The sequence below is a fragment of the Streptomyces sp. NPDC006925 genome (assembly GCF_042869575.1).
In the GTDB taxonomy this organism is placed as follows: Bacteria; Actinomycetota; Actinomycetes; order Streptomycetales; family Streptomycetaceae; genus Streptomyces.
The window spans coordinates 250750-277063 of the sequence record NZ_JBIAGB010000004.1 but is presented as its reverse complement, the minus strand read 5'-3'; the positions used below and the strand labels follow the sequence as shown (position 1 = coordinate 277063).

Genomic DNA, 26314 nt, shown 5'->3' with positions numbered 1-26314 from the left:
GACGGGTCCGTCACGGGGCCGCGGCGTCCACCGCCTTCACGATCCGCTTGTCGGAGACCGGGTACGCCGTGCCCAGGGCATGGGCGAAGTAGCTGACCCGCAGCTCCTCGATCATCCACCGGATCTCCCGCGCCGCCTGCGGTACCGCACGCCCCGGGGGGAACTGCTCGAGCAGCCAGAGGTACTCGTCCCGCATCTCGTGCACCTTGGCCATCCGCGTCCGGTCCCGCTCGACGTGGTGCGGGAGTTGCTGGAGGCGCCGGTCGGCGGCGACGAGGTAGCGCATCAGATGCGGCAGCCGGGCCGCACCGTGCTCGGCCACGAACCCCGGCTTGATCAGCTCCGCGAGCTGCTGCCGGACGTCCGCGACGGAGTCGGCCAGCACCGGGCTCGTCGTCCCGCGCAGCCGGCCCTCGCACGAGTGCCAGGCCGCCAGCACCTCCTGCACCTGCTGCACCGTGCGCAGCGTCGCGTCCACCACGTCCGTACGGACGGCGTCGAACAGCTTGCGGAAGGACTCCTCGTCCCAGGCCGGTCCGCCGTGCGCCGCCACCAGCCGGTCCACCGTGGCCGCCACACAGTCCTCGAACAGCGCCTGCACGCTCCCGTGCGGCGACCGGGACAGGGCCAGCTTCTGCTGATTGCCCAGCTTCGACTGCGCGAACTTCGTCGGATCGGAGGGCAGGTTCAGCAGGATCAGGCGCCGGGTGCCGCGCCACATCGCGGCGTGCTGCTCCGCCTCGGTGTCATACAGCCGCACGGCAACCGAGGAACCCTCGTCCACCAGTGCCGGGTACGCCTTCACCGGCTGGCCGGCACGCCGGGTCTCGAAGGTGCGGGGGAGCGCACCCAGCGTCCACTCCGTCAGGCCCGTGCGCTGGAGCGCCGGTGCCTCCGCCGGTGCCCCTTCCCGGGGCGCAGCGCCGTCCTCGGCGGCCTTGCGGCCCTTCTTGCGCGCAGCCCGCGCGGACGAGTCGAACGCCCGGGAGATCGCCGTCTGCGTCTGCGACTTGAGCCGGATCTGCAGCGCCTCGACGTCCTTGCCCTCCGCGAGCGTGCGGCGCCGCTCGTCGGTGACCCGGAAGGTGACCTTCAGATGGTCGGGCACCTTGGCCGGATCGAAGTCCTGGGCCGCCAGCGGGACCCCGACCATCCGCTGCAGCTCCCGCGCCAGCGTCCACACCAGCGGCTCGGGCTGCGGCGCGGTGCGGCGCAGGAACTCCCTGGCGTGGTCGGGAGCGGGGACGTAATGCCGCCGGATCGCCTTGGGCAGCGAGCGGATCAGCTCGGTGACCAGGTCTTGGCGCAGCCCGGGGATCTGCCAGTCGAAGCCCTCGGCGGTGACCTGGTTCAGCACCTGGAGCGGTACGTGCACGGTCACCCCGTCCGCGTCCGTGCCCGGCTCGAACTGGTACGTCACCGGCAGCGCGAGGCCGCCCTGCCGCCACACGTCCGGGTAGTCGGCGGCGGAGACCTCCTCGGCCCGGTCGCTGATGAGCATCGACTTCTCGAAGTTCAGCAGATCGGGCTCTTCGCGGCGTTTCTTCTTCCACCAGGAGTCGAAGTGCGCCCCGGAGACGACATCGTCCGGCACCCGCTGGTCGTAGAAGTCGTACAGCGTCTCGTCGTCCACCAGGATGTCGCGGCGCCGGGCGCGGTGCTCCAGGTCCTCGACCTCGTCCAGCAGCTTGCGGTTGTCGTGGAAGAACTGGTGATGGGTCCGCCAGTCGCCCTCCACCAGCGCGTTGCGCAGGAACAGGTCGCGCGAGGTCTCCGCGTCGATCCGGCCGTAGTCGACCTTCCGCTGGGCCACGATCGGCACGCCGTAGAGCGTCACCCGCTCGTACGCCACCACCGACGCCTGCTTCTGCTCCCAGTGCGGCTCGCTGTAGGTGCGTTTGACCAGATGCTGCGCCAGCGGCTCGATCCACTCGGGCTCGATCCGCGCGTTGACCCGCGCCCACAGCCGCGAGGTCTCCACCAGCTCAGCCGACATCACCCAGCGCGGCGGCTTCTTGAACAGCGCGGACCCGGGAAACACCGCGAACTTGGCGCCGCGCGCCCCCAGATACTCGTTCTTGCCGGAATCCTTCCCGCCCTCCAGCCCGCCGCCCTTCAACCCGATGTGCGAGAGCAGACCCGCCAGCAGCGACCGGTGGACGGCGTCGGGCGCCGCCTCCTGCCCCGCATCCGGCTCCGGCCCGCGGCCCCCGGCGGAGCGGACCTTCATCGTCCTGGCGACCTGGCGGAGCTGGCTGTGGATGTCCTGCCACTCGCGTATCCGCAGATAGTTGAGGAACTCCGCCTTGCACATCCGGCGGAAAGCGGAGGACGACAGCTCGCGCTGCTGCTCGCGCACATAGCGCCACAGGTTGAGGAACGCCAGGAAGTCGCTGGTCTCGTCCTTGAATCGGGCGTGCTGCTGGTCGGCCTGCTGCTGCTTGTCCGAGGGCCGCTCCCGCGGATCCTGGATGGAGAGCGCCGCCGCGATCACCATCACCTCGTGCAGGCAGCCGTTCCGGTCGGCCTCCAGCACCATCCGGGCCAGCCGCGGGTCGACGGGCAGCTGGGACAGCTTGCGGCCCAGCGGCGTCAGTTTCCGCGTCTTCGCCTCCAGCGCGCCCAGCTCCTCCAGGAGCTGCACGCCCGCCTTGATGCTGCGGTGGTCCGGCGGATCGATGAACGGGAACTTCTCGATGTCCCCCAGCCCCGCGGCCGTCATCTGCAGAATCACCGACGCCAGGTTCGTCCGCAGGATCTCCGGGTCGGTGAACTCGGGCCGCGCGAGGAAGTCCTCCTCCGCGTAGAGCCGGATGCAGATGCCGTCCGACGTCCGGCCGGAGCGGCCCTTGCGCTGGTCGGCGCTCGCCTGGCTGACCCGCTCGATCGGCAGCCGCTGCACCTTGGTGCGGTGGCTGTAGCGCGAGATGCGGGCGGTGCCCGGATCGATCACGTACTTGATGCCGGGGACCGTCAGCGACGTCTCCGCCACGTTCGTCGCCAGCACGATCCGGCGCCCCGAGTGCTGCTGGAAGACCCGGTGCTGCTCGGCGTTGGAGAGCCGCGCGTACAGCGGCAGCACCTCGGTGCCGCCGCCGGGGCGCGGGCCCTGGCCGCGGGCGAACTTCTTCTCCAGCGCGTCCGCCGTGTCCCGGATCTCCCGCTCCCCGGAGAGGAAGACCAGGACGTCGCCGGGCCCCTCGGCCTGGAGCTCGTCCACCGCGTCGCAGATGGCCGTGACCTGGTCCCGGTCGCCGCCGCCGCTCCCGGCGGCCTCGCCGTCCTCTCCCTCGTCGCCGCTCCCCGCACCCTCCTCCAGGGGCCGGTAGCGCACCTCCACCGGATATGTCCGGCCACTGACCTCCACGATCGGCGCGTCCCCGAAGTGCCGCGAGAACCGCTCCGGATCGATGGTGGCCGAGGTGATGATCACCTTCAGGTCCGGCCGCTTGGGCAGCAGCTGCGCCAGGTACCCCAGCAGGAAGTCGATGTTCAGGGAGCGTTCGTGCGCCTCGTCGATGATGAGCGTGTCGTACTGGCGCAGCTCGCGGTCCTGCTGGATCTCCGCCAGCAGGATGCCGTCCGTCATCAGCTTGACCAGCGTGTGGTCCTGCACCTGGTCGGTGAAGCGCACCTTCCAGCCGACCGCCTCGCCGAGCTGCGAGCCCAGCTCCTCGGCCACCCGCTCGGCGACCGTGCGCGCCGCGATCCGGCGCGGCTGGGTGTGGCCGATCACCCCGCGCAGCCCGCGGCCCAGCTCCATGCAGATCTTGGGGATCTGCGTCGTCTTGCCCGAGCCCGTCTCGCCCGCGATGATCACCACCTGGTGGTCGCGGACCGCGGCGAGGATCTCGTCCCTCTTCTGGCTGACGGGGAGCTGCTCGGGATAGGTGATCGGCGGCACCGCCGCGCGGCGGGCCGCCACGCGCAGCTCGGAGGCGTCCATCGCCGCGGAGATCTCCGCGAGCACGGCCGCGCGGGCCTCCCCTTTGCGGATCTTCCGGGCGCCCGCGAGTCGACGGCCCAGCCGGTGCTGGTCGCCGAGCATCAGGTGCGGGAGGCGCTTCGACAGCTCCTGGGGGGAGGGGGCGGGGGTCTGGGTGGAAGTCGACATACCACGTCAAGGATCGCACCCCCGGGGAGCGGGTGGCGAACGGTTTGCAACCGGGGGCGCGGCTTCCGCGTCGGTTTACCCGAAGGACACCGGCCCCGTCCCGCCCGGACGGGGCATGCCGGCGCAGCTCACGCGGCGGGGCACCGACCCGCCGCGGGGTGCGGCGGACGGGACGGACGGGGGACCGAGGTGCGGGGGACCGAGGTGGGCGGAGAGCGTACGCGCCGCCGCAGGCGACGGGTGCGGGGTGCGGTGCTCGGCTGTGTGCTGGCACTGCTGCCGGCGACCTGGCTGCGGCTGACGACGGACGGCCGGGTCGGCGCGGACCTGGCGGAAGCGCCCAGGGCCCCGGTGGCGCTGGTGTTCGGCGCGGGTCTGCGGGACGGCCGGCCGTCCCCGTATCTGGCGCACCGGCTGGACGCCGCCGTGCGGCTCTACCGCGCGGGTACGGTCCGGGTCCTGCTGGTCTCCGGCGACCACGGCCGCCGCGACCACGACGAACCCGGCGCCATGCGGCGCTACCTGCTCGACCGCGGAGTCCCGCCCGGCCGCGTCGTCACCGACCACGCGGGCTTCGACACCTGGGACTCCTGCGCCCGCGCCGCCCGGGTCTTCGGCGTCCGGCGGGCGCTGCTGGTCAGCCAGGACTACCACGTACGCCGGGCCGCAGCGCTGTGCCGGGCCGCCGGGATCGACGCGTACGGCGTCGCGGTGCCCGAACCCCGGGACGCGACCTGGTACGCGGGCGGGCTGCGCGAGCTGCCGGGCGCGGTGAAGGCGGCCTACGACGCGGCGTTCACCCCCGACCCGCGCTTCCCCGGCCCCCGCGAACCGGGCGTCCGGCGCGCCCTTGCGGGATCCGGAGAGCACCACCTCCCCACCGAGCGGCAAGAAGGCGGCACGCACTGATGACATCAACGGGGACCGACGGCGCGAGCACCGCCGGCGCGCGGACCACAGAGACCGCGACCACCGGCGCGACCACCGGCGCGACCACCGGCGCCCCGGGCGCTGCCGCCGCGGACAGCCGCGAGGCCGAGGAGCGGGCCTACCGGACGGCTGCCGAGCACGGCGAGGCGGCGGACCGGCACGCGTACGCGGAGTTCCTCGTCGGCAGGGGGCGGGTGGACGACGCGGTCCGCTGGCTGGAGGAGGCGGCCAGGGGCGGCGATCCGCGGGCCGCACGGCTGCGTGCGGTCACCGCGAAGGACCGGGGCCAGTACGCGGTCGCCGCATACTGGTACCGCACCGCCGCCGAGCGGGACGGCGCCTGCGCCTTCGGCCTCGCCGAACTGCTGTGGGAGCGGCTCGACGACCAGGAGGGCGCCGCGGAGTGGTACGCGCGCGGTGCGGCCCTCGGCAGCGTCGAGTGCCGCACCAACGGCGCCCTGCTCCTGCTGAGCCAGGGCCGCAGCGCTGAGGCCGAGGCGGAACTGGCGCAGGCGGCTCCGTACGACCACGTCGCCGGCCGGGTCGAGCAGCGGATGGCCGAGCTGGGCGAGCGGATCGACCTCCACCGCGCCCGGATCCTGGAACTCACCGCGCTGTGCGGGCTGCCGGCCGAGGAGCGCCCCGCCGACCTGCCCGCGCGGGTGGCGGAGTTCCTCGACGACGCCGAGGAGTGCGCGCCCTTCAGCGAGCTGCACACCGAACCGGAGTGGTTCACCTCCTACCCGTCCTTCCTGCCCGAAGCGGAGAAGGCGTACGTGGAGGCGCGCGCGCTCGGCAACCCGCGCACCGATCAGTGGCACGCGCTCCTCCACTACAACCTCGACCGGTACGAGGACGCCTGCCGGGTGCTGGCCGACGGACTGCGCCGCCACCCGGACTCCCGGCTGCTCTCCCGCTCCCTCAGCGCCGTGCACTTCCAGTACGGCGAACTGGCGCGGTACGAGGCGTCGCTGCGGCCCGGCGCCGAGGCCGGCGACCGCATCCAGCAGCGACGGCTGGGCGACCTGTGCCGCGAGCAGTGGCGCACGGCCGAGGCCCGCCGCTGGCTGGAGGCGGCCGAAGCGGGCACCGACGGCGACGACGATCCCTACGAGGCCGCTGCCGACTCCCTCACCGAGCTGGAAGCCGACGAGCGCACCGGTCCGCCCGCGCTCTCCGCCGAGGAGGAGACCCGACTGCCCGCGCTGCACGCGGCGGCCGGGTCCGGCGACCCGGCCGCCGCGCTCGAACTCGGCCGCCTGGCGGAGAAACTGCACCGCTACCCCGAAGCCGTACGGCACTACCGGCGCGCCGCGGCGGCAGCTGAAGCGTCCGCTTCCGCGGTCGACGGGGGAGTGGGGGGTGCGGCGCGGGCACTGGACGCGGGGCGGAACGGTGGGGAGGACTCCCCGGCCTGCCCGGCCGCCGTCGCCTCGTACGCGCTCGGTCGCATGCTGCACGAGGAGTGCGGGGCACACGAGAAGGCCGTCGTCCCGCTCTACCTCCCCGCGGCCAGGGCGGGCGACCTGGACGCCGTCGAGGGACTGGGCGCGCTGTACGTCCGGTTGGACGACCCGGTCGCGGCCGAACCGTGGCTGCGCAGGGCGGCCAGGTTCGGGAGGCCCGAGGCCGCGGGCTGGGTCGGCAACCGGGTCGGGGACGGCTACGGCGACATGGAGGAGGCCGTCCGCTGGTGGACGCGCGCCGCCAAGGGCGGGAAGGTCTGGTACGGCTGGCGCGCCGGCAAGCAGCTCGTCCGGTGGCGGCGGTACGAGGAAGCCGAGGCCCTGCTGCGGCTCGCCTGGACGGGCCGCGAGGAGCAGGAGGCACTGCACGAGGCCGCCTACTGGCTGGCACGGGCCCTGCGCGGCCAGGGGCGTACCGCCGAGGCGGTGGAGTGGCTGCGCACCGCCCGGGAGGTGCACCACCTCGTGCGGTCGGGCTACAGCGGCTTCATGCTCACCTCGCTCTTCGACCCGGCGACGGAACTGGCGGAGCTGCTGGTCGACGAGGTCGCGACGCCCGAGGCGCACGAGGAGGCCGCGGAGCTGCTCGCCGCCGTACCGGAGACGTCCCCGGAGCACCGCGCCGCCCGGCAACTGTCGGCCCGCGTCCCGGGGCGGAGTCACCCGGAGGCCCGGGGTCCGGGGACAGCGGCAGAGGCTTGAGCGCGGGGCCCGTACGTACCGCCCTCCGGGGTGACCGGCAGGGCGACCGGGTCCCGTTAGGCTGGCCGCATGCACGGTGGGCACGGTGGCGCACAGACGGTGCGAGGCACGCGGCGGGCCGCCGCAGTCCTCGTGACGCTGCTGCTGGCGCTGTGCGGGACCATGCAGCTCGCGGGCGCGCGCAGTGCGCAGCCCGCCGGAGCCGGAGCCGGATCCGGTACCGGTACCGGGGAGGCGTCCCTGGTGGTGCGGACCACGGTGGCCGCGCCGTACGCCGCCGGACCGGAAGTGCCGTACGCGGCCGAGGCGGTGCGGTACGCCACCGCGCCGTCCGCCGACGCCGGCGACCGCGCGGTCCCCGCCTCCGCTTCCGCCGACGCGGATCCTCACCACTGCCACCGTTCGAAGGGCGCGGGCGGCGCGCTTCCGGCGGCGCCTGTCGGCAGTCGGCAACTCCTGTCCCTCGCGCTCCCGGCCTGCCTCACCCCGCAGTCGCACAGCGCGATCGGGGCGGCGCACGCCAGACCGCCGGTGCGCGGTCCCGCGCCGATACCGCCCCCCACTCCCGTCGAACTCTCCGTCCTGCGCGTGTAGCCGCGCCCGCCGGCGCGGTGTCCCCGCGCGTCCGCAGGGTGCGGACGCGCCTGTTTCCGTGCCGGTTCCGGACCGCCGCATTCCGCAACCGCGACAGGAGACGTGCGCATGCCCCCGACCGACCCCAGCAGCCACACCGAGCCGTCCGAGCCCCCGACGGGATCCGCCGCTTCCCCGGACCGCGCTCCGGAGCCGACGTCGGACCCGGACCAGGACTCCAAGCCGAAACCGGACCCGGAGTCCGAGTCGAAGCCGAAGCCGAAGCCGAAGCCGGAGTCCAAGCCGAAGCCGAAGCCGAAGTCCGAGTCCAAGCCGACCGCGAAGGCCCCGGCGCCGGTCCGCTCCCGCAAGGGGGTCGTCATCGGTGCGCTCGTCGCCGTCGCGGCGCTCCTGGCGGGCTGGCTGTCGCAGTACGCCGTCGGCGGGGACACCACCGCTCCGCGTGCGGGAGGCGACTCCGGCAACGCCACCGCCGAGGAACGCTCCGACAACACCGCGGCCGGCGACCCGGCGCTGTTGAAGCTCGCCCGCCGCAACGCGGACGACCCGTTCGCACGGGGTGCCGCGGACGCCCCCGTCGTACTGATCGAGTACGCCGACTTCGGCTGCTCGTTCTGCGGCAAGTTCGCGCGGGACACCGAGCCGAAGCTGGTCGAGAAGTACGTCGACAAGGGGCTGCTGCGCATCGAATGGCGCAACTTCCCCGTCTTCGGCGAGGGCTCCGAGCGCGCCGCACTCGCCGGGTACGCGGCGGGCGAGCAGGGCCGGTTCTGGCAGTTCTACGACGCCGTCTACGCCGACAAGGGCAACGAGAAGAACGCCTTCGAGGACGGGCACCTGCGCGAACTCGCCGAGCAGGCCGGCGTGCGGGACCTCGACCGCTTCGACCGCGACCGGGCGAGCGAGGCCGCCAGGAAGCTGCTGGAGAAGGACCGCACCGAGGCGTACGGACTGGGTGCCGCAGCCACCCCCGCCTTCCTCGTCAACGGCCAGCCGATCGCGGGGGCACAGCCGGACGAGGTGTTCACCGACGCGATCGAACGCGCGGCGGCGGCAGCAGAGAAGTCCGGGAAGTCCGGGAAGCCGGGCGAGTGGTCCGGCGGGCAGTCCGGCGGGAAGCCGGGCTCGGGCGGGGACCAGGACTGATGGACGTCGGATACCTGGCCGCCTTCCTCGGCGGCCTCCTCGCCCTGCTCAGCCCGTGCAGCGCGCTGCTGCTGCCCGCGTTCTTCGCCTACTCGATCGACTCGGCCGGCCGGCTGACGGCCCGTACCGGCATCTTCTACCTGGGACTGGCCACGACGCTGGTCCCGCTGGGCGCGGCCGGTGCGTTCGCCGGCCGGCTCTTCTACGGCCACCGGGACCTGCTCGTCTCGGTGGGCGGCTGGCTGATCATCGTTCTCGGAGTCGCCCAGGTGGTCGGTCTCGGCTTCGCCCCGCGCCGACTGCGGGAGGCGTCGGGCCGCATCCGGCCCACGACGGCGCTCTCGGTGTACGCGCTGGGAGCTGTGTACGGCCTGGCCGGGTTCTGCGCCGGCCCCATCCTCGGCAGCGTTCTGACGGTGGCGGCCGTGCACGGCAACCCCGTCTACGGCGGGATGCTACTGGCCGTGTACGCCCTGGGGATGGCCGTACCGCTGTTCGTGCTCGCGCTGCTGTGGGAACGGTTCGACCTGGGGCGGCGACGGTGGCTGCGCGGAAGGGAACTGGTGGTCGGCGGGCGTTTCCGGCTGCACACCACCTCGCTTCTCTCCGGATTCTTCTTCGTCCTCATCGGAGTCCTCTTCCTCGCCTTCGACGGTGCGTCGGGCCTGCCCGGACTCTCGGACGTGGACGGTGCCTTCGCCGCGGAGAACTGGGCCCGCCGGGTGGGTGACGCGGTGCCCGACAGCGTGCTGCTGGGGGCGCTGCTGCTGGTGCTGGGCGCGACGGGCGCCGCGCGCGGCGTACGTACGGCACACGCACGCCGCCGCGCCCGCCTCCGCGCCGGTGCGCAGCAGGACCCGCAAGCCGGAGCCGACGCCGGGCCGCCGGACCCGGCCACCCGGCCCGCCCCGGACGGGCGGCCCGGACCGGAGGCGCGGTCCGACCCGGACGCGGCGGCGGCACGCGCGGACACCCGGCCACCCGCGGGCGCATAGCGGGAACCGGCGGGTACCGGCTCCGCCCGGTGCGAGAGGAACCGGGCGGAGCCGTGCGGTCAGGGGCACGGCCATGGGTGCCGCGAGGCGGAAAAAGCGGAATGCCCCCTATGCCCGCATAGTGTGCAGCCATGAGCGAGGAACCCGAGCGGTCCGAGCCCCGACCGGACCCCAGCCCCGACCGGACCCGCCACCCCCGCAGCGAGCAGGGCGGCGGCCGGCCGGGCCGGCACGGTGGCACGCGGCGCACGGCGGCCCGGATGTGGCAGGACTTCAAGGACTCGCCCTTCCTGCCCGCCACCGTGTTGGTGCTGATCCTCGCCGCGGCCGCCGGTCTCTTCGCCGGGTCGTACACGTACGCGATGGCCAACCCCACCCCGCACGATGTGCCCGTCGCGGTCGTGGGCGAGCCGGAGGGCCACCGGGACCGTGCCGCGTTCGTGCAGGGCATGGAGAAGGCGCTGGGTTCCTCGTTGGAGCTGCGCCACTACGGCACACAGGCGGCGGCGGAGCACGCCGTCGAGGCCCAGCAGGTCTTCGCGATCATGCGGGTGGAGCGGCCGAAGGGGGTCGAACTGGACGTGTCGAGCGCGTCCGGCGCCTCGGTGGCCGAACTGCTGGGCACCGCGGGACCGAAGGTCGGCAGAGCGCTCGGCGTCCCCGTGCAGGTGCGCGACCTCAAACCGCTGGACGCGGGGGACCCGCGTGGCCTGGCGATCTTCTACATCTCGCTCGCCGCCGTCATCATCGGCTTCGTCGGGGCCATCCAGCTCAGCGTCCACGCCCGCGCCCTCAACCCGCCCGAGCGGATCGCCTGCACCGCCGCCTACGCCCTCCTGGGCGGATTCGTCATCGCCGCCGTGGTCGACTGGGGACTCGGCGCGCTGGACCTCCCGTTCGTCCACTCCTGGCTGATCCTGGCGCTGACGATGTTCACCAGCGGGATGGTCTTCACCATGTTCAACACGTTGATCGGCCGCTGGGCGATGCTGCCGACCTGGGGCGTGATGGTGTTGCTGGGCAACCCCTCGTCGGGCGGTGCGGTCTCCTGGCCGCTGCTGCCCTCGGCACTCGGCGAGATCGGTCGCTGGCTGCCGCCCGGCGCCTCGGTGAACGCCCAGCACACCGCCGTCTACTTCGCCGACCACCAACTCGTCCAGCCCTACCTGGTCCTCGCCGCCTGGGCGCTGGTCTCCTGCACCGTCTTCTGGCTGTGGCGCCACCGCCACCCGGGCGGCCGGGACCGCGCCCCGGCCCACGCGGCGGCCCCGTCCTGACCCCGCCCTGATCCCTGATCCCGGATCCGCCGGCCCCCGGCACCGGCCGAAATGCCGATGCTCATGGATCAGGTGTTCTTTAGACTCCTGCGGTGACGAACGATGTCCTCCGCCTCACCGTCCTGGGATCCGCCACGCCCTACGCGAGCGTCGACAATGCGTGCTCCGGCTACCTGGTGTCCGGCCGCGGCACGCGCGTCTGGATGGATGCGGGCAGTGGGACGCTGGCACAGTTGCAGCGTCACGTCCGGCTCGACGAGGTGGACGCGATCTGGATCTCGCACCTGCACGCGGATCACAGCGCGGACCTGCTCACTGCCTACTACGCGGCGCTGTTCGCGGATGTCCGGCTTGCCGCGCCCATCCCCCTGTACGGGCCGCCCGGGATCGCCGACCGGCTGGCCCACTTCCTCACCAACGGCGCGAACCGCAGCCCGGTCGAGTCCGCCTTCGCCGTCCACGAGTTGGAAGACGGGCACCGGGCGCGGGTCGGTGCCCTCACCATGACCAGCCGTACTGTGGAGCACGGGATCCCGGCCTTCGCCGTGCGCATCGAGGCCGAGGGCCGGACGCCGGCCTACTCCGGGGACACCGCGCCCTGCGCGAACCTCGCGGAACTGGCCGCAGGATGCGACGTGCTGCTGTGTGAGGCCGACAGCGCCCAGGCGCCGACCGAGGGCCCGCAGGTGCACCACACGCCCGAAGACGCCGGTGACGCGGCCACCGCGGCCCGGGCAGCGCGGCTGATCGTCACCCATGTCGGCCGGTCCCTCACTCCGCAGGAGGCGGTGACCCGCGCCTCGGACCGGTTCGCCGGCCCGGTCGACCATGCCGCACCCGGCGCCACTTTCCCGGTCGGCTAGCCCGGTACTCGGATCACCGGACGGGCCGACACGCGAACGGCCCCGCCGCGGACTGTCGGCTGGGGCCGTGTGCCCCTGATTCCCTGTTCAGTTGACTCCCTGGCCAGCGCGGGGCGGCCGGGGAGGACGGGGACGAATCGGCGACCTCCCGCCGATTCCCGCGCCGGGCCCGCCGCACAGCACGAGGAACTCGTCCGTCCCCGTTGTGCCGAGCGGCATTTCGTGCCCTCCTCCACAGACCCATACGGTCCCGCTCATGGAGTGGAATTTTCGGACAGCCGAACAACTCGCGACTGCCCTGCGTGCCGGTGAAGTGACCTCGGCGGAGCTGACCGACGAGGCCATCGCACGTATCGATCGGGACGACGCCGCGATCAACGCCATCTGTGTGCCGGACTTCGACCGTGCACGGGCCGCAGCGCGCGATGCCGACCAGGCCCGCGCCCGCGGTGCGGACCGGCCGCTGCTGGGCATTCCGGTGACGGTCAAGGAGTCCTACGACATCGCCGGGCTGCCCACGACCTGGGGGATGCCGCAACATCGGGACCACGTGCCGTCCGAGGACGCGGTGCAGGTGTCGCGGCTCAAGGCCGCGGGTGCGGTGGTGCTCGGCAAGACCAACGTGCCCCTGGGGCTGCAGGACATACAGAGCTTCAACGAGATCTACGGGACCACCAACAACCCGTGGGATCCCCGTCGTACGTCGGGCGGATCCTCGGGCGGCTCGGCGGCTGCCCTGGCGTCCGGATTCGGCGCACTGTCCATCGGCTCCGACCTCGCCGGTTCGCTGCGCACCCCCGCGCATTTCTGCGGCGTCTACGCACACAAGCCGACACTCGGGCTGGCGGCGACCCGCGGCATGGTCCCGCCGCCCGGGCCGGCCCTGCCGGTCGAGCACGATCTCGCCGTCGTCGGTCCGATGGCGCGCACCGCTCGCGACCTCACGCTCCTGCTCGACGTCATGGCCGGACCCGACCCGCTGACGCTCGGTACGGCGTACCACCTGACGCTGCCGCCCGCGCGCCACGAACGACTCCGCGAAGCCCGGATCCTGGTCCTCGACGAGCATCCGCTCATTCCGACCGGATCCGCTGTGCGCGCGGGCGTGAACCGGGTGGCCGACGCGCTCGCCGACGGCGGCGCCCGCGTCGAACGGCACAGCCCGCTGCTCCCCGATCTGACCGAAGCCGCGATGATCTACCGGCAGTTGCTGTTCTCGGGCTCCGCCGCGCACTTCCCCGTCGAAGAGTACGAGCGGCTGCGGACCCGCGCCGCCGCACTGAGCGCGGACGACCAGAGCCTCGACGCGGCGCTGGTGCGCGGCATGGTGCTCAGCCACCGCGACTGGCGCGAGGTGAACAACCGTCGCGAGCTGCACCGCCACAGCTGGCGCCGGTTCTTCGCCGAGTTCGACGCCGTGGTGTGCCCCATCACGCCGACTCCCGCGTTCCCGCACGACCACCACCCCGACCCGCGGGAACGCCGGATCGATATCGACGGTGCCGAGTACCCGTACTTCGATCAGCTGGTCTGGGCCGGTCTTCCGACCATGCCCGGCCTGCCCGCCACCGCCGTACCAGCGGGCCGGTCCCCCGAGGGACTTCCGGTGGGAGTGCAACTCATCGGTCCGATGTTCGAGGACCGCACCCCACTTCGGTTGGCCGAACTGCTCGAGCAGAAGATCGGCGGCTTCCAGGCACCGAAGTAGGGGGTACGGGCCGGGCGGACCCCGCCCTGGTCGCCCCACCGCCAAGCACCGTCGCGCCGAGCGCCTTCTTACCCACAACGACCGTGCTCCGAATTCTACGAGGGCATTGCGGACCCATACAGGCCAGAAGACGGTGCGCACCCGTCATCCAGAAGCAAGAAAAGGAAGATGCCGTCGGCCACCTGGCCGCAAGGCGTGTCGGCGCGCGGGTGAGAGAACCCGGGCGACACAATCACGCCATGAAGGACTGGTTGAGTTGCCGCAGGGCCGAAGCGGGTTCATGGGAGCTTCGGGAGAGCATTCGGGCGCGCGTCAGTGAGTTGCGCGCGATTCTGGATGACAGAGAGGCAGCCGACGCGGAGGCGGCAGACCCGGAAAGCAAGAAGGGGAAACTCCTCGCAGATGCCCGGGAGGAATTGCAGCTGGCCGAGGAGAAAATTTCAGAGCACCATTCGGGCAGATACAAGAATGCATCCCACGTCATCGTGGGGCAGATCCACCTCGACGCTGCACACAACATCCTGCTGCGACTGTCGGAACTTCATGATGTAGTGCCGATGCTTCCAGGCGCACTCGCCTTCGTGCGCGAGAATCTCCAGCCCGACGATCCGCGGCGCACCAGAGTGGAAAAGATTACTCAAAGGGTGTCGGAGGGAGTCAGTCTGGACGAGGAAGCGCGTGAAGCTCTTCTCGATGCCATGGGCGCGGCCCGACAGGTCAACATCCGCGAAAAGATGCGGATTCGCAGTTTCGTCTACATCGTCTGGTGGGTCATGCTCGGGTTGACCGCCATCGCGATCGCCGTGGCCGTCTTGGGGGGAATCAGCCGTGGCGCGCTGCCACTGTGCTTCACGCCGGAACAATCCGGCGTGGGCCGCCTGGCAGTGTGCCCACTCGACATGGCACGCCTCCCGAAGGATCCCGCCCGTGTCGAGGAGACCAGGAAGATCGTGACGGAAACGACCCGCCCAGCGGACTATCTCGTCGTCGAGCTGGTGGGTCTCGTGGCGGCCTGTATCGCAGCAACCGTGACTCTGCGACGCATGAGAGGCACCACGACGCCGTTCGGAGTCCCACTCACCCTCGCACTTCTCAAGCTGCCCACCGGAGCGCTGACGGCAGTTCTGGGGATTCTGTTGATGCGAGGTGCATTCATTCCCGGGCTGACCGACCTGGACTCGCCGGGTCAGATCATCGCCTGGGCCATCGTCTTCGGATATGCGCAGCAGTTGTTCACGCACCTCGTCGACAACCAGGCGCAGTCGGTCCTGAGCACGGGCGGCAACTCCAAGACCCACCGCACACCCGAGGAGGAGGAAAAGCCCGGGACTTGACCCCACCTCGTCGGGCTGCTGATGCCGCATGGAGTCGGCAGCATCAGCGAATTGAGGATCGGCCGTCTTCAAGTCCCCGATTCCTCCGTGCAGCTTGGGTGCGGGCGGCTGCTGCTTGCTGCCGATATTCATCCTGAGCATGCCCCGGTGTTCCAGCACGGCCCCGGCCGTCGAGGGCGACCGGTTCGCGGCCGGGCCGGATTCGACTCACAGCACCTTGGCCGCAGCGTTGATCGAATTCTGCAACTCCTCGGGCGCAACTCATGGCTCTCGGCGAGTGGGAGCGCGGGCTGCGCCAGGTTCGCCCCGCTCGAGGCCGACCGGACGGTGCCGGTCCGGCCGGACTGCGCTGCAGGCCAGTCACCCTCTCGCCGCAGGCAGCGGACTGCTGGGCGAGCCGGCGGCCGACCGCTCCGGCGGCGCCGGTCTGGCACACCTCCAGGATCCCTCCCCGGCCTGCCTGTGGAGGAGGGCCGGGGAGCCCGCGTCGGCCAAGCGGTCTCAGCGGCCCTGGGTGTCGTCGACTCCTTCGACGATGAACACGCGGTAGTCCGCACCGGCTTGGCGGTGGGGCAGCGCTGCCTGGTAGGCGGGGCTCTCATACCAAGCCCGCGCGTCCTCGACGCTCGGGAAGCGATGGATCAGCACACCCTCGAACGGCGTGCCCTCCAGGGTTTCGATCGCTCCGTATCCGACGACCGGTGTCACCTCGTGGCCTGCCCGGGCCGCCCCGGCCGAGCTGGCATAAACGGCCAGCTCGGCCGGGTCGGTCACGCGCTCGCGGAGCATGACGACGTAGGCGCTCACACGCCGCCCTTGGTGACCAGTTCGATCAGGGCGTCGGCTGCGGGAGCCGAGGAGGCCGGGTTCTGCCCGGTGATCAGCAGACCGTCCTGCAGGACGTAGGGCTGCCAGTCGTCGGTCTTGGAGTAGACGCCTCCGAGCTCGGTGAGCTCGTCCTCGACCAGGAACGGGACGACGTCGGTGAGCTGGACGGCCTCCTCCTCGGTGTTGGCGAAGCCGGTGACGTTCTTGCCTCGCACCAGCGGGGTGCCGTCCTCGTCGACGGTGTGCCGCAGCACGCCGGGGGCGTGGCACACCAGTCCGACCGGCTTGCCGGAGCGCAGGGTCGTCTCGATCAGCCGGGCGGAGACGGTGTCCTCGGCCAGGTCCCAGAGCGGGCCGTGGCCGCCGGGGTAGAAGACCGCGTCGAAGTCGTCGGCGGAGACCGAGTCCAGGCGCACGGTGTTCGCCAGTGCCCTGGTTGCCTCCGGGTCGGCCTCGAAGCGCCGGGTTTCGTCGGTCTGGAAGTCGACCTCGTTGCTCTTGGGGTCCAGCGGCGGCTGCCCGCCCTTGGGCGAGGCGAGCACGATCTCTGCGCCGGCCTCCGTCAAGCGGTAGTACGGCGCCGCCAGTTCCTCCAGCCAGAACCCGGTCTTGCGGCCGGTGTCGCCCAGCTCGTCGTGCGAGGTGAGAACAATCAGAATCTTCATGACACGCTCCTTGGTGGGTCAGTAGACCAGTCTACTATTCGGTTGAAGAGGGAAGAGGGCCCCATGATCGGGCGTCATGGGACGCGGGTCCTCTACAGGTGCAGCAGCCTGCGGGTCACCGCTTGCACGGTGTCGAGCGGCGCCAGACTGCGATGGATCTTGCACATGACGCTCGCGCCGAGCCACATGTCGTACAGGGCCTGCGCCACGTCGCGGGGATCACCGTCGACCGAGAGGGATCCCTCCTCCAGACCGCCGGCGATGGTGCGCTCGATGCGGTCCACGATGGCGCTCGTGCCGCCTTCCAGGGCCAGCCGCATCGACTCCGACAGGTCGGCGACCTCGGCGCCGAGTTTCACGGCCAGGCACTTGCCCTGGCACTCCTCGACGCTCTGCGTCTCCCGCCACTGCTGCCAATAGGCCATCAGTCGCTCGGCTGCCGACTGGCCGGACCGGGTGAGAATGCCGTCCATGTCCGCGAGATAGTCCGCGAAGTAGCTCTTCAGGATCGCTTCACCGAAGGCGTCCTTCGAGGCGAAGTAGTGATAGAAGGACCCCTTCGGCACGCCGGCCTCCGCGAGCACCTCATTGATACCGACCGCGGAGTAGCCCTTGTGAGCCATGATCCGCTGGGCGGTGTCGAGGATGATCCGACGGGTGTCTGGTCTGCGTGTGGTGACCGGCATGCATGAACCGTAACATCGGGAGTAGACCAGTCGCCTAGGAGGGGTTGCCGCAGAAGGCGGCATGCACCGCACAGGGAGACGAGGGCGTCACTCGGCAAGAGGTCAGGTGACGGCCTTCCGGTCTGACGGAACAGCACCCACGACCCGTCCGGCATCAGCCGCTCGACCAGACCCGTCATGCACGGTTCAAAGAATGATCACGCCATGAGAAGCGATGTCTGAGGAGCGGCAGGCGCAGGAGAGGCCGCAGCTGGGATGGAGTGGAAGGAGAACGGGCTGGTGTTCCCCTCTCGAACCGGCACGCCGTACGAGCAGGACCGCCTTCGGCGGAGCTGGCACCCGCTCCGCAAGCGGCTCGGGCTGGAGATCCGGTTTCACGATCTCCGGCACTCGGCCGTCTCGCTCCTGCTGGACCTCGGGGTGCCGCCACACATCGCCCGGCAGATCGTCGGTCACAGCGACATCGGGGTGATCAAGAGGTCTATGTACACGCCTCGCTGGAAGAGAAGCGCCGTGCGCTGGACGAGCTGAGCAGTCAGCTTTCGTGACCACTGATGTCAGGTAGTGATGTCACGCTCACCAAAACGGCCCCGTCGAAGATCTCGACGGGGCCGTATGCCCAGTTCAGGGCGGTGGTGGCTGGGGCCGGGGTCGAACCGGCGACCTTCCGCTTTTCAGGCGGACGCTCGTACCAACTGAGCTACCCAGCCGCAGCGGTCCTGACGGGATTTGAACCCGCGGCCTCCACCTTGACAGGGTGGCGAGCACTCCAAACTGCTCCACAGGACCAAGCGTTTGTGCGAGCTACAGTCTCGCACAGTGTGACGTGTGCTCCCAACCGCGTTTCCGGGGCTTGGAACGCTCCCCAGCTGGGGTGACGTCGCCGGAAAAGAGTAACAGACCCCGGAGGCTGCCCCGAACCGTCAGCGGTGTGCCGTGCTCCGCCCGGGGGTGCGCGCCCGCCATTCGCGGCCGATGGCCAGCAGCAACTGTTGGTACACGCCCAGATACCGGAACGGCTTGATCGTTGCCATGTACAGCGAGCCGGCGATTCCGTTCGGTTTCACGAGGACCGCCATCTGGCCGCGGTACCCGCCGGGGGCCTTCGCGTCCGCGACCCAGCCGATGTGCATCACGGCGTGCACGGTGCGGTTGGCCATCTCGGCAGCCCACTCGTCGTGGGTGCGGTAGACGGACGTGAACGGCACGGGTACGCCCGTGAGGTCGGGTCCCGGAGGCTCTTTCCGCAGGTCGGCGGGGAGCCTGTCCCGCAGGGTGGGCACGCGTGTGCCCACGCCGGAGTCGGGCCTGTCCCAGCCGAGGAGCTTGCCGAGCCGCCAGCGGATCGCGAAGAGCAGGCGCGAGGGCGTGCTGGTGCGGTGCGCGTCGGTGCCGTTCGCCATCTGGTCGACGAGGTGTCCGAGGTCGTCAGGGCCGCCCGGGGTCGGCATCCGCCATACGTCCTCGACGCGGAAGTCGGGTGCGAGCTGGTGGATCCGCCAGGGGCGGGAGGTGTGCGCGGTGCGGGGAAGTCTCATGGTCGGCCCCTCTCCGTACGGGCCCCGTCCTGTACGGCCCCGTACAAGTCCCAGGTTAGACCCTGTTGTACGGCACCGTATAGAGGGTCAGGGGTGCTCTTCCCGGACGTCGGGGAGGCCCGCTCCGGCGACCGGGGAGTCGGGGACGCATGGCGCGCAGAAGTCCCCTGCTGCCTGCGTTTCCGCAAGCAGCAGGGCTGATGTGGCACCTATGGGCAGGCGACCCCGAAGTCCGTGTAACTCCAGTCGCGTCAAGCACCTGGGGTGCGGGGAACGCCCGGCAGGCCGCCCGAGCTGCACGGAGTAGCTTTCCGGCGCGTACCGGGTCCGCTACGTTGACTTCGGGGCAGCAGCGCGAACAGTGGAGGCGGCATGTCAGCGGGCGCAGCCGAGGGGCCTGAATTCCACCTCCCCGAGATGCTGAGCTGGGAAGAACTTCAGCAGCTTCCGGACGACGTCGCCGAGGGAATCGAGCTCTGGCAGGGCAGGGTCGTGTGGAACAGGCGCGGCCCGCTGGAGCATCAGCGTTTCGCCGTGCGCATGCGTAACGCGCTCGAGGACGCGGCCCGCCGCGCCATGCGGGGAGAGAGCAGCGGCAGGGACGAGCGCTGCTGGCAGGTCGAGGTGGAGACCAATGTCTTCTTCACGCCCGACAAGTCCAGCTTCCTCACCCCTGACTTCATGGTCCGCCGCTGCCTGCCCCGTGGAGCCGACACCTTCGCCACGGACACCGTCCTTGTGGGCGAGGTGCTCTCCGGCTCGGACACCCCCAGGCGCCGGCAGTGGAAGATGGACCGCTACGCGGAGGCGGCCATCCCCTGGTACTGGGAGATCGAGCTCGACTCGAGCGCGACCTGGGACGTCACCTCTGTTCGGGCGTACGAGCTGGTCGCCATCGACCGGTCCGGGCTCGCCGTCAAGCCGCTGCGCCCCTCGGTGTACGTAGCCGTCGGCGAGTGGGAGCCGGACGGCCTCGGTATCGAGTTCCCCGAGCCCTTCGCCCTGAGTGTCCCCTGGGAAGACCTGGCGTTCCAGTAGTGCCGAGCCAGGCGGTGTCGTGGGGCTGCCCTGGAACCGTTCGCCGGGGTCGCATGCGGAGCCGGGGGAGTTCCCCGTCGCCGGAAACCGGGCCGCGGATGCCCCGTGGCGGCACAGCCGAGTCGGCACAGCGGCACGAAAAAAAGCCCCTCCGGCCGCGTTTTCGCAGTTCAGAGGGGCTGAGAGAGGTGCCCCCAACGGGATTCGAACCCGTGCTACCGCCTTGAAAGGGCGGCGTCCTGGGCCACTAGACGATGAGGGCGAAACCGCCGACCGCGCGCCTGAACAGCGCTTCAGCAGGCTCGGGCAGCATATGGGATGGACGAACCGTTCGCCAAAACATTGTCGGGTCAGGGCGGGGGCGTGCGGGGCGGTTCGCCGTACCTGGCTGCCCGGTCAGCGGTCTGGCCGCCCGTTCCACCCGTCCTGGTCCTGCCCGCGTTCCTCCCGCCCTGTCCCTCCTGCTCGGTCAGCGGCCCGTCGCCGGGCTCGTGCCGGTCGGACTCGGCGACGAGGGCGACGAGGGCGACGGGGACTGCGACGAGCCCGGTTCGATCTCCTCCGGAAGGTGGCGGGACACCTCCGCCTTGGACAGTCCCAGGCCGCCCAGGTCGATCTCGTCCCATGCCTGGAGCCGCTTGCTGTCCCGGTCCAGGTAGAGCACCGACGCCTGCACCTTGTCCGGTGTCTCGCCCTCGACCGCGCGCAGTCCGCTGCCTCCCGTGGAGCCCTCGATCATCAGCCGGGTGTCGTGCGGCAGCACCCGCGTGCTGCGGTTGTGGGTGTGCCCGGCGAGGGCGAGCGGGACGAGGCCGTCGGTCTGCTCGGCCAGTACCGGGTTGTGGCCCACGGCTATGTCCACCGGGGAGCCGGCGGCCCGCTGGGAGCGCAGCGCGGCGGCGAGCCTGCGCCCCTCCGTCCGCTCCGCCGGGTCGCCCTCGGCGGCGACCGAGCGGTCCGGGGTGAACTGCGGGTCGCCCCAGCCCGCAATCCGCAGCCCGGCGACGTCGACCGGTTCGCCCCCGTCCAGCACGTGCACCTTCGAGGGGGACGTGCCGGCCAGTTCCTCCATGGCCTTCTGGGTGGTCTTCGAGTCGGGGTTGCCGCGGACCCACACGTAGGGGGCGCCGAGGTCCGGTATGGGCTCCAGGAAGCCGTTCTCGGGGGCCGTGCCGTGGTCCATGGTGTCGCCGGTGTCGATGATCACGTCGATCCTGTACTGCTCGACCAGCGACCGGACGATGTGCCAGGCGGCGGGGTTGAGATGGATGTCCGAGACGTGCAGCACCCGAGTGGTCGACGGGTCCGGCTGGTAGGCGGGGAGGGTGGAGGCCGCGTCGTAGAGCTTGGTGACGTTGGTGACCAGCCGCGCCAGCTCCTGCTGGTAGACGTCGAACTCGGTGGCGATGCTGCGGGCGTTGCCCACCACCGAGGGGGCGCTCGCCAGCAGCCCGGAGAACTTCGGTTCCAGCACCGATTTCGGGTTCCAGGTGAGCGCCGCGGTCGCGCCGCAGGCCACCAACAGCGCGAGGGAGAGCCCGCCTGCCGCGAGGGCCCGACGGGGCCTGCGGTAGACGGCGAGGGCCAGCGCGCAGGAGCCGGTCAGCACCGCGACCGCCGAGCGTACGCCGAGGTCGAGCGCGCCCGAGCGGACGTCGTCCGAGATCTCGTCCTGCAGGCCCTCGATCCGCTCCGGGTGGTCCACCAGGGCCGAGGCGCGCTCCTGGTCGAGCTCGTCGACGTCGACGTCCAGCCGCAGCGGCGCCGTGTGGCTGTCCAGCGCCAGCGCTCCCAGCGGCGCGACGTTGATCTTGGTGCCGCCGCTGACGGAGGGGCGCAGCGTCATCGTCGTGTCGACGGGGCCCACCGGTTCCCGCACACTGCCCACGGCGAGCAGCCCCAGCCAGGCCCCCAGCAGCGTCACGAGCACCAGTCCCGCGGCACGCCGGTAGGGGCGCCGGGTGGTGGCGGCGAACCGGTGGGCGAGCCGGTCGGCGACCTGTCTGAACCAGTCCCTCGCGATCCGCGACGGTTTGGTGACAACGCTGGTCATGTGGGCGCGTATGCCCCTTGTGGGGCATCCTATGCCGCAAGCGCGTCGGGCGTTCGACGGCCTGGGGCCGCCTGCAGTCGGTCTCGCCCCCGACCGTCCGACCGCTCCGGAGCCCGGCCGCTGGTCCGGAGCCCGGCCGCTCGCTGGGAGTCCGATCGCTCGCTGGGAGTCCGGCCGCACAGCCGCGCGGCTCCCCGGTTGCGGGACCGGTTCCGCCGGAACCTGGTGCGCGTGCTGCTGCCCGGGCGGGGTCGCGGGTCGACAATGGTCACGTGCTGGAGATGACACGTGAGGAGTTCGAGGAGCTGGTGGCGGAAGCCCTCGACCGGATACCGCCCGAGCTGACCAGGCTCATGGACAACGTCGCGGTGTTCGTGGAGGACGAGCCTCCGGCGGGCGAGCCGGAGCTGCTCGGGCTCTACGAGGGGACGCCGCTGACCGAACGCGGCGAGTGGTACGCGGGCGTTCTGCCCGACCGCATCACGGTCTACCGCGGGCCGACCCTGCGCATGGTCGAGCGGGAAACCGCCACCGGCGGCGACCGGGGTGCCGTCGGCGCCGGGGACGCCGGAGGTGGCCACGAAGCGGAGAACAGCCGGGAGGGCCGGGAGGGCCGGAACGGCCGGGAGGGGGTCGTGGAGGAGGTCGAGATCACCGTCGTCCACGAGATCGCGCACCACTTCGGCATCGACGACGAGCGTCTGCATGCACTCGGCTACGGCTGACGTGACGCGAGGCCGGGGGCGAGAGGGCGCGCCCGGTGCAGCGCTCGGCGGTCGCGCGTGCGCCGTGCCGAGCGCCGTGGGCGTCGCGTGGCGTGACCTGTTGGGGTGATGGGGAGTTGGGCACGGCACTCGCCTGTAGTCCCGCGCAGGAGGTCCCGCCGTGCGCCGAGTTCGTACCGCCGTGCCCAGCCCCACCGTCGTCGCACGGACGACCGCGGGTGTCCTGATACTCGCGGCGGTTTCCACCCTCACCGGCTGTATGACGGTGCAGGGCGCCGACGACGCGGGCGAGGGCACCGTGCCGGTGGGCAGCAGGGCCGACGACGACAGCGGGGCGACCGAGCCGGAGGGCGGGCTGGACGGTACCGCCTACCGGAAGGGCCACCCCCGCGGCGGGGCGCACGGCGGCGCCGACGGGCGCAAGGCCCGGGAGCACGAGCGGGACAAGAAGGGCAAGCACGCGAAGCGCGGCGAGCAGGACGACGAAGAGCGCTCCGAGGACCGGGACGGCTCGGACGGAGGCGGCTCGGGAGAGGACACCGGGTCCTCCAAGGGTTCCGGTTCGTCCGGTTCGTCGTCGGGCAGCGGCGGGACCCGCCCCGGGCCGGGTCCGACCGGGGGCCACGACGGTTCGGGCGGCGCGGGAGGCGGCCACGACGGCGGTTCCGGTACGCCGACCGACTCGCCCAGCCCGACGCCGACCAAGCCGGATCCGGAGCCCTCGCCGACCCGGACCACGGCCTCGCCCGGCGGAGGCTCCGACGCCTTCGCCCGCCGGGTCCAGCCCAGTCCGGCCTGAGCGGGCATGGCGCGCCTGCCCGAGTGCGCCCGGCCGGGCGGGGCCGCACCCCGCACGGCCGGACGGCGGCCTCAGCGGCGAGTGGGTGCGGCGTGCTCGCGGCTCGTCCCCGCCCCAGGCGCACCCCGCAAGCACCCGGAAGCGGGCCACACGCGTCCGGCAGCGGTCTGCGGCCGCCCGGAAGCTCCGCCTCCAGCCGGCCCCCAGCCGGTCCGGAAGCCCGGCCCCCAGCCGGAGCGGAGCCGCGGGGGAGGCGGGAGCGCGGTGACCGGGGGGATCGTGGCCAGGAGCCCGTTTGCGTGTTGCTCCCAGGGCCGCGTATGCTGGTAGATCGTTTGATCCCATTTGCCCGGCGCCGTCAGCACAGCGCGCCGTGTGGCGCGTTCTCTCCGGCCGTGGCTGACCGCATCGAGGCGGTTCTTTGCGAATTTCACGGAGTTATGGGCGCGTGCCGAATGACTCCGGAAGGTTGTCGCAACTCGCATGTCTGTCACCACCCCTGCCGCCGTACGGCCCGAGGACTTCCCCGAGCCGACCGAGACGACCGAGACGACCGCTGAGGCGGTCGCCGCAGCGGCTCCCGAGACCCCCGAATCGGTCGACGCATCGACGGAATCGACGGAACCGGCTGCCGAGGCCGACCAGGCCGCCGAGCCGCAGATCACGTTCGGCGACCTGGGGCTCCCCGAGGCCGTCGTCCGCAAGCTCGCCCAGAACGGTGTGACCGCGCCGTTCCCCATCCAGGCCGCCACCATCCCGGACGCGCTGGCCGGCGAGGACGTGCTCGGCCGCGGCCGCACCGGCTCCGGCAAGACGCTCTCCTTCGGCCTGCCGCTGCTCGCCCGGCTGCACGGGGGCCGCACCCAGCGCAAGCGCCCGCGCGGCGTCATCCTCACGCCCACCCGCGAGTTGGCGATGCAGGTCTCCGACGCGCTGCAGCCGTACGGGGACACCCTCGGCCTCAAGCTGAAGGTCGTCTGCGGCGGCACCTCGATGGCCAATCAGATCTCCGCGCTCGAACGCGGTGTCGACATCCTCGTCGCCACCCCGGGCCGACTGCGCGACCTGATCAACCGCGGCTCCTGCTCGCTGGACGACGTCGAGACGGCCATCCTCGACGAGGCCGATCAGATGTCCGACCTGGGCTTCCTGCCCGAGGTCACCGAGATCCTGGACCTGGTGCCCGAGGGCGGCCAGCGGATGCTCTTCTCCGCCACCATGGAGAAGGAGATCGACTCCCTGGTCCGCCGCTACCTCGTCGACCCCGTCCTGCACGAGGTGGACGCGGCGCAGGGCGCGGTGACGACCATGACCCACCACGTGATGGTCGTGAAGCCGCGCGACAAGGCGCCGGTCACCACCGCCATCGCCGCCCGCAAGGGCCGCACCATCATCTTCGTCCGCACCCAGCTCGGTGCGGACCGCGTCGCCGAGCAGCTCCGCGAAGCCGGGGTGCCCGCCGACGCGCTGCACGGCGGCATGACGCAGGGCGCGCGCACCCGCACGCTGGCGGACTTCAAGGACGGCAGGGTCAACGTCCTGGTCGCCACGGACGTCGCGGCCCGCGGCATCCACGTCGACGGCATCGACCTGGTGCTCAACGTCGACCCGGCCGGCGACCACAAGGACTACCTGCACCGCTCGGGCCGTACGGCGCGCGCGGGCGAGTCCGGGACGGTCGTCTCGCTGGCCCTGCCGCACCAGCGGCGGCAGATCTTCCGGCTGATGGAGGACGCGGGCGTGGACGCCTCGCGGCACATCATCGGCCGGGGCGACGTCTTCGACGACGATGTGGCCCGCATCACCGGCGCCCGGTCGCTGACCGAGGTGCAGGCCGAGTCCGCCGCCAACTCGGCCCGCCAGGCCGAGCGCGAGGCCAAGAAGCTCAACCGCCAGCTCGAGAAGCTCCAGCAGCGCGCCGCGGAACTCCGCGAGGAGGCCACCCTGCTGACCGCCCGTGCGGCGCGGGAGCGCGGCGAGGACCCGGACGCCGCCGTGGCGGCCGCCGCCGAGGCGGAGGCGGCCCAGGCCGCCGAGGAGGCCCGTGCCGAGGCACGCCGCGAGGCGAAGGCGGAGGCCGAGCGCCGCGAGCGGGCCGACCGCGAGCGCCAGGACCGCGACCGCGGCGGCCGCTCCTCGTACGACCGGCGCGACCGGGACCGCGGCGACCGCCGTGCGAACGACCGCGGCGGTGACCGGGGCGGCTTCCGCCGGGACCGCGACCGGGACGAGCGCCCCTACGGCCGGGACCGGGACCGGGACCGCCGGGACGGCGGCCGCGGTGACGGTGGCCGCGGTGGCTCCGGTGGTGGCGGCTTCCGCCGCGACGACGTCCGCCGTGACGACCGCCGCGAAGGCGGGGACCGCGGTTTCCGCCGGGAGGGCTTCCGCGGCGGCGACCGTCCGCACCACCGCGACGACCGCCGTCCGCACGGCCGCTCCGGTGGCTCCCACGCCCCCAGCCGCAACGGCGCCCGCACCCCGGACCGCCGCGCGGACAAGCCCCGCTGGAAGCGCAACGGCTGACACTCGGTGAGGGCCCCGGCCCTCCCGAACGCGTGCCCGAGCACGGCTTCGAAGGCGTTCAACCCGGAATGCCTTCGAAGCCCGCCGGGCCTCCGGGCTATGCTGCTCGGTGCGGGCCGTTAGCTCAATTGGCAGAGCAGTGGACTTTTAATCCATTGGTTGTGGGTTCGAGTCCCACACGGCCTACCGATGAGCCCCAGGTCAGAGAATCTCTGGCCTGGGGCTTGAGTCGTTTTCGGGGCTGGAGATCATCAGCTCAACCATTGCTCAACCGAGGCGCCAGCGTGCGCATGGGTGAGCGTGCGCGAAAAGCGCCGCCGGATCCCT

General features: G+C 71.9%; 20 protein-coding genes and 4 tRNA genes. 15 read left to right on the top strand and 9 right to left on the bottom strand.

Going from position 1 to position 26314, the window contains the following annotated elements:
* Window positions 1-10: 10 nt before the first annotated feature.
* On the bottom strand, window positions 11-4114 hold the full coding sequence (gene hrpA, locus ACFYNS_RS08810; protein WP_388601717.1) for an ATP-dependent RNA helicase HrpA: 4104 nt from the start codon (window positions 4112-4114) through the stop codon (window positions 11-13).
* A 204-nt stretch (window positions 4115-4318) separates the two neighbouring features.
* Between hrpA and ACFYNS_RS08805 the strand changes: the two genes are divergently transcribed.
* From ACFYNS_RS08805 to ACFYNS_RS08765, 9 genes are all read left to right on the top strand, one after another.
* Window positions 4319-5023: a vancomycin high temperature exclusion protein gene (locus tag ACFYNS_RS08805; protein WP_388601713.1), complete on the top strand. Its 705-nt coding sequence runs from the start codon at window positions 4319-4321 to the stop codon at window positions 5021-5023.
* The gene (locus ACFYNS_RS08800) at window positions 5023-7212 is read left to right on the top strand and encodes a hypothetical protein (protein WP_388601710.1); all 2190 of its coding nucleotides are present in this window, start codon (window positions 5023-5025) and stop codon (window positions 7210-7212) included. The genes ACFYNS_RS08805 and ACFYNS_RS08800 overlap by 1 nt, the downstream gene beginning before the upstream one ends.
* A 69-nt stretch (window positions 7213-7281) precedes the next feature.
* Window positions 7282-7806, top strand: a complete 525-nt coding sequence (locus tag ACFYNS_RS08795) for a hypothetical protein (RefSeq protein ID WP_388601708.1) — start codon at window positions 7282-7284, stop codon at window positions 7804-7806.
* Window positions 7807-7914: 108 nt separating this feature from the next.
* Window positions 7915-8952, top strand: coding sequence for a thioredoxin domain-containing protein (locus ACFYNS_RS08790; RefSeq protein ID WP_388601705.1), 1038 nt, complete (start codon window positions 7915-7917; stop codon window positions 8950-8952).
* A complete protein-coding gene (locus tag ACFYNS_RS08785) occupies window positions 8952-9947 on the top strand; it encodes a cytochrome c biogenesis CcdA family protein (protein ID WP_388601703.1) in 996 nt (331 codons plus the stop codon). The genes ACFYNS_RS08790 and ACFYNS_RS08785 overlap by 1 nt, the downstream gene beginning before the upstream one ends.
* A gap of 260 nt (window positions 9948-10207) precedes the next feature.
* Window positions 10208-11224, top strand: coding sequence for an ABC transporter permease (locus ACFYNS_RS08780; RefSeq protein WP_360290349.1), 1017 nt, complete (start codon window positions 10208-10210; stop codon window positions 11222-11224).
* Window positions 11225-11316: 92 nt separating this feature from the next.
* Window positions 11317-12087, top strand: a complete 771-nt coding sequence (locus ACFYNS_RS08775) for an MBL fold metallo-hydrolase (protein ID WP_388601701.1) — start codon at window positions 11317-11319, stop codon at window positions 12085-12087.
* Window positions 12088-12343: 256 nt separating this feature from the next.
* Window positions 12344-13795 carry an amidase gene (locus tag ACFYNS_RS08770; protein WP_360290310.1) on the top strand — a complete coding sequence of 484 codons (1452 nt, stop codon included), beginning with the start codon at window positions 12344-12346 and terminating at the stop codon, window positions 13793-13795.
* A 239-nt stretch (window positions 13796-14034) separates the two neighbouring features.
* On the top strand, window positions 14035-15129 hold the full coding sequence (locus ACFYNS_RS08765) for a hypothetical protein (RefSeq protein WP_388601699.1): 1095 nt from the start codon (window positions 14035-14037) through the stop codon (window positions 15127-15129).
* 501 nt (window positions 15130-15630) lie between these two features.
* Here ACFYNS_RS08765 and ACFYNS_RS08760 read toward each other — a convergent pair.
* The 3 genes from ACFYNS_RS08760 to ACFYNS_RS08750 all read right to left on the bottom strand — a co-directional run bounded on the left by ACFYNS_RS08760 (window position 15631) and on the right by ACFYNS_RS08750 (window position 17308).
* Window positions 15631-15936: a DUF1330 domain-containing protein gene (locus ACFYNS_RS08760; RefSeq protein WP_388601697.1), complete on the bottom strand. Its 306-nt coding sequence runs from the start codon at window positions 15934-15936 to the stop codon at window positions 15631-15633.
* The gene (locus ACFYNS_RS08755; RefSeq protein ID WP_388601695.1) at window positions 15933-16622 is read right to left on the bottom strand and encodes a type 1 glutamine amidotransferase domain-containing protein; all 690 of its coding nucleotides are present in this window, start codon (window positions 16620-16622) and stop codon (window positions 15933-15935) included. The genes ACFYNS_RS08760 and ACFYNS_RS08755 overlap by 4 nt, the downstream gene beginning before the upstream one ends.
* Before the next feature lie 92 nt (window positions 16623-16714).
* Window positions 16715-17308, bottom strand: coding sequence for a TetR/AcrR family transcriptional regulator (locus ACFYNS_RS08750; RefSeq protein ID WP_360290305.1), 594 nt, complete (start codon window positions 17306-17308; stop codon window positions 16715-16717).
* A gap of 255 nt (window positions 17309-17563) precedes the next feature.
* Here ACFYNS_RS08750 and ACFYNS_RS08745 point away from each other — a divergent pair, with 255 nt between their 5' ends.
* Window positions 17564-17839, top strand: a complete 276-nt coding sequence (locus ACFYNS_RS08745) for a tyrosine-type recombinase/integrase (protein ID WP_360290302.1) — start codon at window positions 17564-17566, stop codon at window positions 17837-17839.
* Window positions 17840-17941: 102 nt separating this feature from the next.
* On the opposite strand, the gene ACFYNS_RS08740 is transcribed toward ACFYNS_RS08745, so the two are convergent.
* The 3 genes from ACFYNS_RS08740 to ACFYNS_RS08730 form a co-directional block, all read right to left on the bottom strand.
* Window positions 17942-18018: transfer RNA gene (locus ACFYNS_RS08740), tRNA-Phe, on the bottom strand.
* Window positions 18019-18022: 4 nt separating this feature from the next.
* A tRNA-Asp gene (locus ACFYNS_RS08735) sits at window positions 18023-18097 on the bottom strand.
* Between the two features lie 134 nt (window positions 18098-18231).
* Complete coding sequence (locus ACFYNS_RS08730; protein ID WP_360290300.1) at window positions 18232-18846, bottom strand: DUF2867 domain-containing protein; 615 nt, start codon at window positions 18844-18846, stop codon at window positions 18232-18234.
* Window positions 18847-19218: 372 nt separating this feature from the next.
* Between ACFYNS_RS08730 and ACFYNS_RS08725 the strand changes: the two genes are divergently transcribed.
* Window positions 19219-19884, top strand: a complete 666-nt coding sequence (locus tag ACFYNS_RS08725; protein ID WP_360290298.1) for a Uma2 family endonuclease — start codon at window positions 19219-19221, stop codon at window positions 19882-19884.
* Window positions 19885-20073: 189 nt separating this feature from the next.
* Here the strand turns inward: ACFYNS_RS08725 and ACFYNS_RS08720 are convergent.
* Together ACFYNS_RS08720 and ACFYNS_RS08715 are read right to left on the bottom strand one after the other, a co-directional pair.
* A tRNA-Glu gene (locus tag ACFYNS_RS08720) sits at window positions 20074-20146 on the bottom strand.
* Between the two features lie 207 nt (window positions 20147-20353).
* Window positions 20354-21937 (bottom strand): metallophosphoesterase, encoded by a 1584-nt coding sequence (locus ACFYNS_RS08715; protein WP_388601691.1) that lies wholly within the window; start codon window positions 21935-21937, stop codon window positions 20354-20356.
* A 281-nt stretch (window positions 21938-22218) separates the two neighbouring features.
* On the opposite strand from ACFYNS_RS08715, the gene ACFYNS_RS08710 reads away from it, so the two are divergent.
* The 4 genes from ACFYNS_RS08710 to ACFYNS_RS08695 all read left to right on the top strand — a co-directional run bounded on the left by ACFYNS_RS08710 (window position 22219) and on the right by ACFYNS_RS08695 (window position 26173).
* Window positions 22219-22662 carry a metallopeptidase family protein gene (locus ACFYNS_RS08710; protein ID WP_388601852.1) on the top strand — a complete coding sequence of 148 codons (444 nt, stop codon included), beginning with the start codon at window positions 22219-22221 and terminating at the stop codon, window positions 22660-22662.
* A 160-nt stretch (window positions 22663-22822) separates the two neighbouring features.
* Window positions 22823-23461, top strand: a complete 639-nt coding sequence (locus ACFYNS_RS08705) for a hypothetical protein (RefSeq protein WP_360290294.1) — start codon at window positions 22823-22825, stop codon at window positions 23459-23461.
* 483 nt (window positions 23462-23944) lie between these two features.
* Window positions 23945-25987 carry a DEAD/DEAH box helicase gene (locus ACFYNS_RS08700; protein WP_388601689.1) on the top strand — a complete coding sequence of 681 codons (2043 nt, stop codon included), beginning with the start codon at window positions 23945-23947 and terminating at the stop codon, window positions 25985-25987.
* 113 nt (window positions 25988-26100) lie between these two features.
* Window positions 26101-26173 (top strand) — tRNA-Lys (locus ACFYNS_RS08695).
* Window positions 26174-26314: the final 141 nt, after the last annotated feature.

Coding starts and splice junctions, on each gene's coding strand:
- ACFYNS_RS08780 (WP_360290349.1), top strand. CDS start 10,208: ATGTGGCAGGACTTCAAGGACTCGCCCTTCCTGCCCGCCACCGTGTTG.
- ACFYNS_RS08745 (WP_360290302.1), top strand. CDS start 17,564: ATGGAGTGGAAGGAGAACGGGCTGGTGTTCCCCTCTCGAACCGGCACG.
- ACFYNS_RS08730 (WP_360290300.1), bottom strand. CDS start 18,846: ATGAGACTTCCCCGCACCGCGCACACCTCCCGCCCCTGGCGGATCCAC.
- ACFYNS_RS08795 (WP_388601708.1), top strand. CDS start 7,282: ATGCACGGTGGGCACGGTGGCGCACAGACGGTGCGAGGCACGCGGCGG.
- ACFYNS_RS08700 (WP_388601689.1), top strand. CDS start 23,945: ATGTCTGTCACCACCCCTGCCGCCGTACGGCCCGAGGACTTCCCCGAG.
- hrpA (WP_388601717.1), bottom strand. CDS start 4,114: ATGTCGACTTCCACCCAGACCCCCGCCCCCTCCCCCCAGGAGCTGTCG.
- ACFYNS_RS08765 (WP_388601699.1), top strand. CDS start 14,035: ATGAAGGACTGGTTGAGTTGCCGCAGGGCCGAAGCGGGTTCATGGGAG.
- ACFYNS_RS08715 (WP_388601691.1), bottom strand. CDS start 21,937: ATGACCAGCGTTGTCACCAAACCGTCGCGGATCGCGAGGGACTGGTTC.
- ACFYNS_RS08790 (WP_388601705.1), top strand. CDS start 7,915: ATGCCCCCGACCGACCCCAGCAGCCACACCGAGCCGTCCGAGCCCCCG.
- ACFYNS_RS08770 (WP_360290310.1), top strand. CDS start 12,344: ATGGAGTGGAATTTTCGGACAGCCGAACAACTCGCGACTGCCCTGCGT.
- ACFYNS_RS08710 (WP_388601852.1), top strand. CDS start 22,219: ATGACACGTGAGGAGTTCGAGGAGCTGGTGGCGGAAGCCCTCGACCGG.
- ACFYNS_RS08755 (WP_388601695.1), bottom strand. CDS start 16,622: ATGAAGATTCTGATTGTTCTCACCTCGCACGACGAGCTGGGCGACACC.
- ACFYNS_RS08750 (WP_360290305.1), bottom strand. CDS start 17,308: ATGCCGGTCACCACACGCAGACCAGACACCCGTCGGATCATCCTCGAC.
- ACFYNS_RS08800 (WP_388601710.1), top strand. CDS start 5,023: ATGACATCAACGGGGACCGACGGCGCGAGCACCGCCGGCGCGCGGACC.
- ACFYNS_RS08725 (WP_360290298.1), top strand. CDS start 19,219: ATGTCAGCGGGCGCAGCCGAGGGGCCTGAATTCCACCTCCCCGAGATG.
- ACFYNS_RS08785 (WP_388601703.1), top strand. CDS start 8,952: ATGGACGTCGGATACCTGGCCGCCTTCCTCGGCGGCCTCCTCGCCCTG.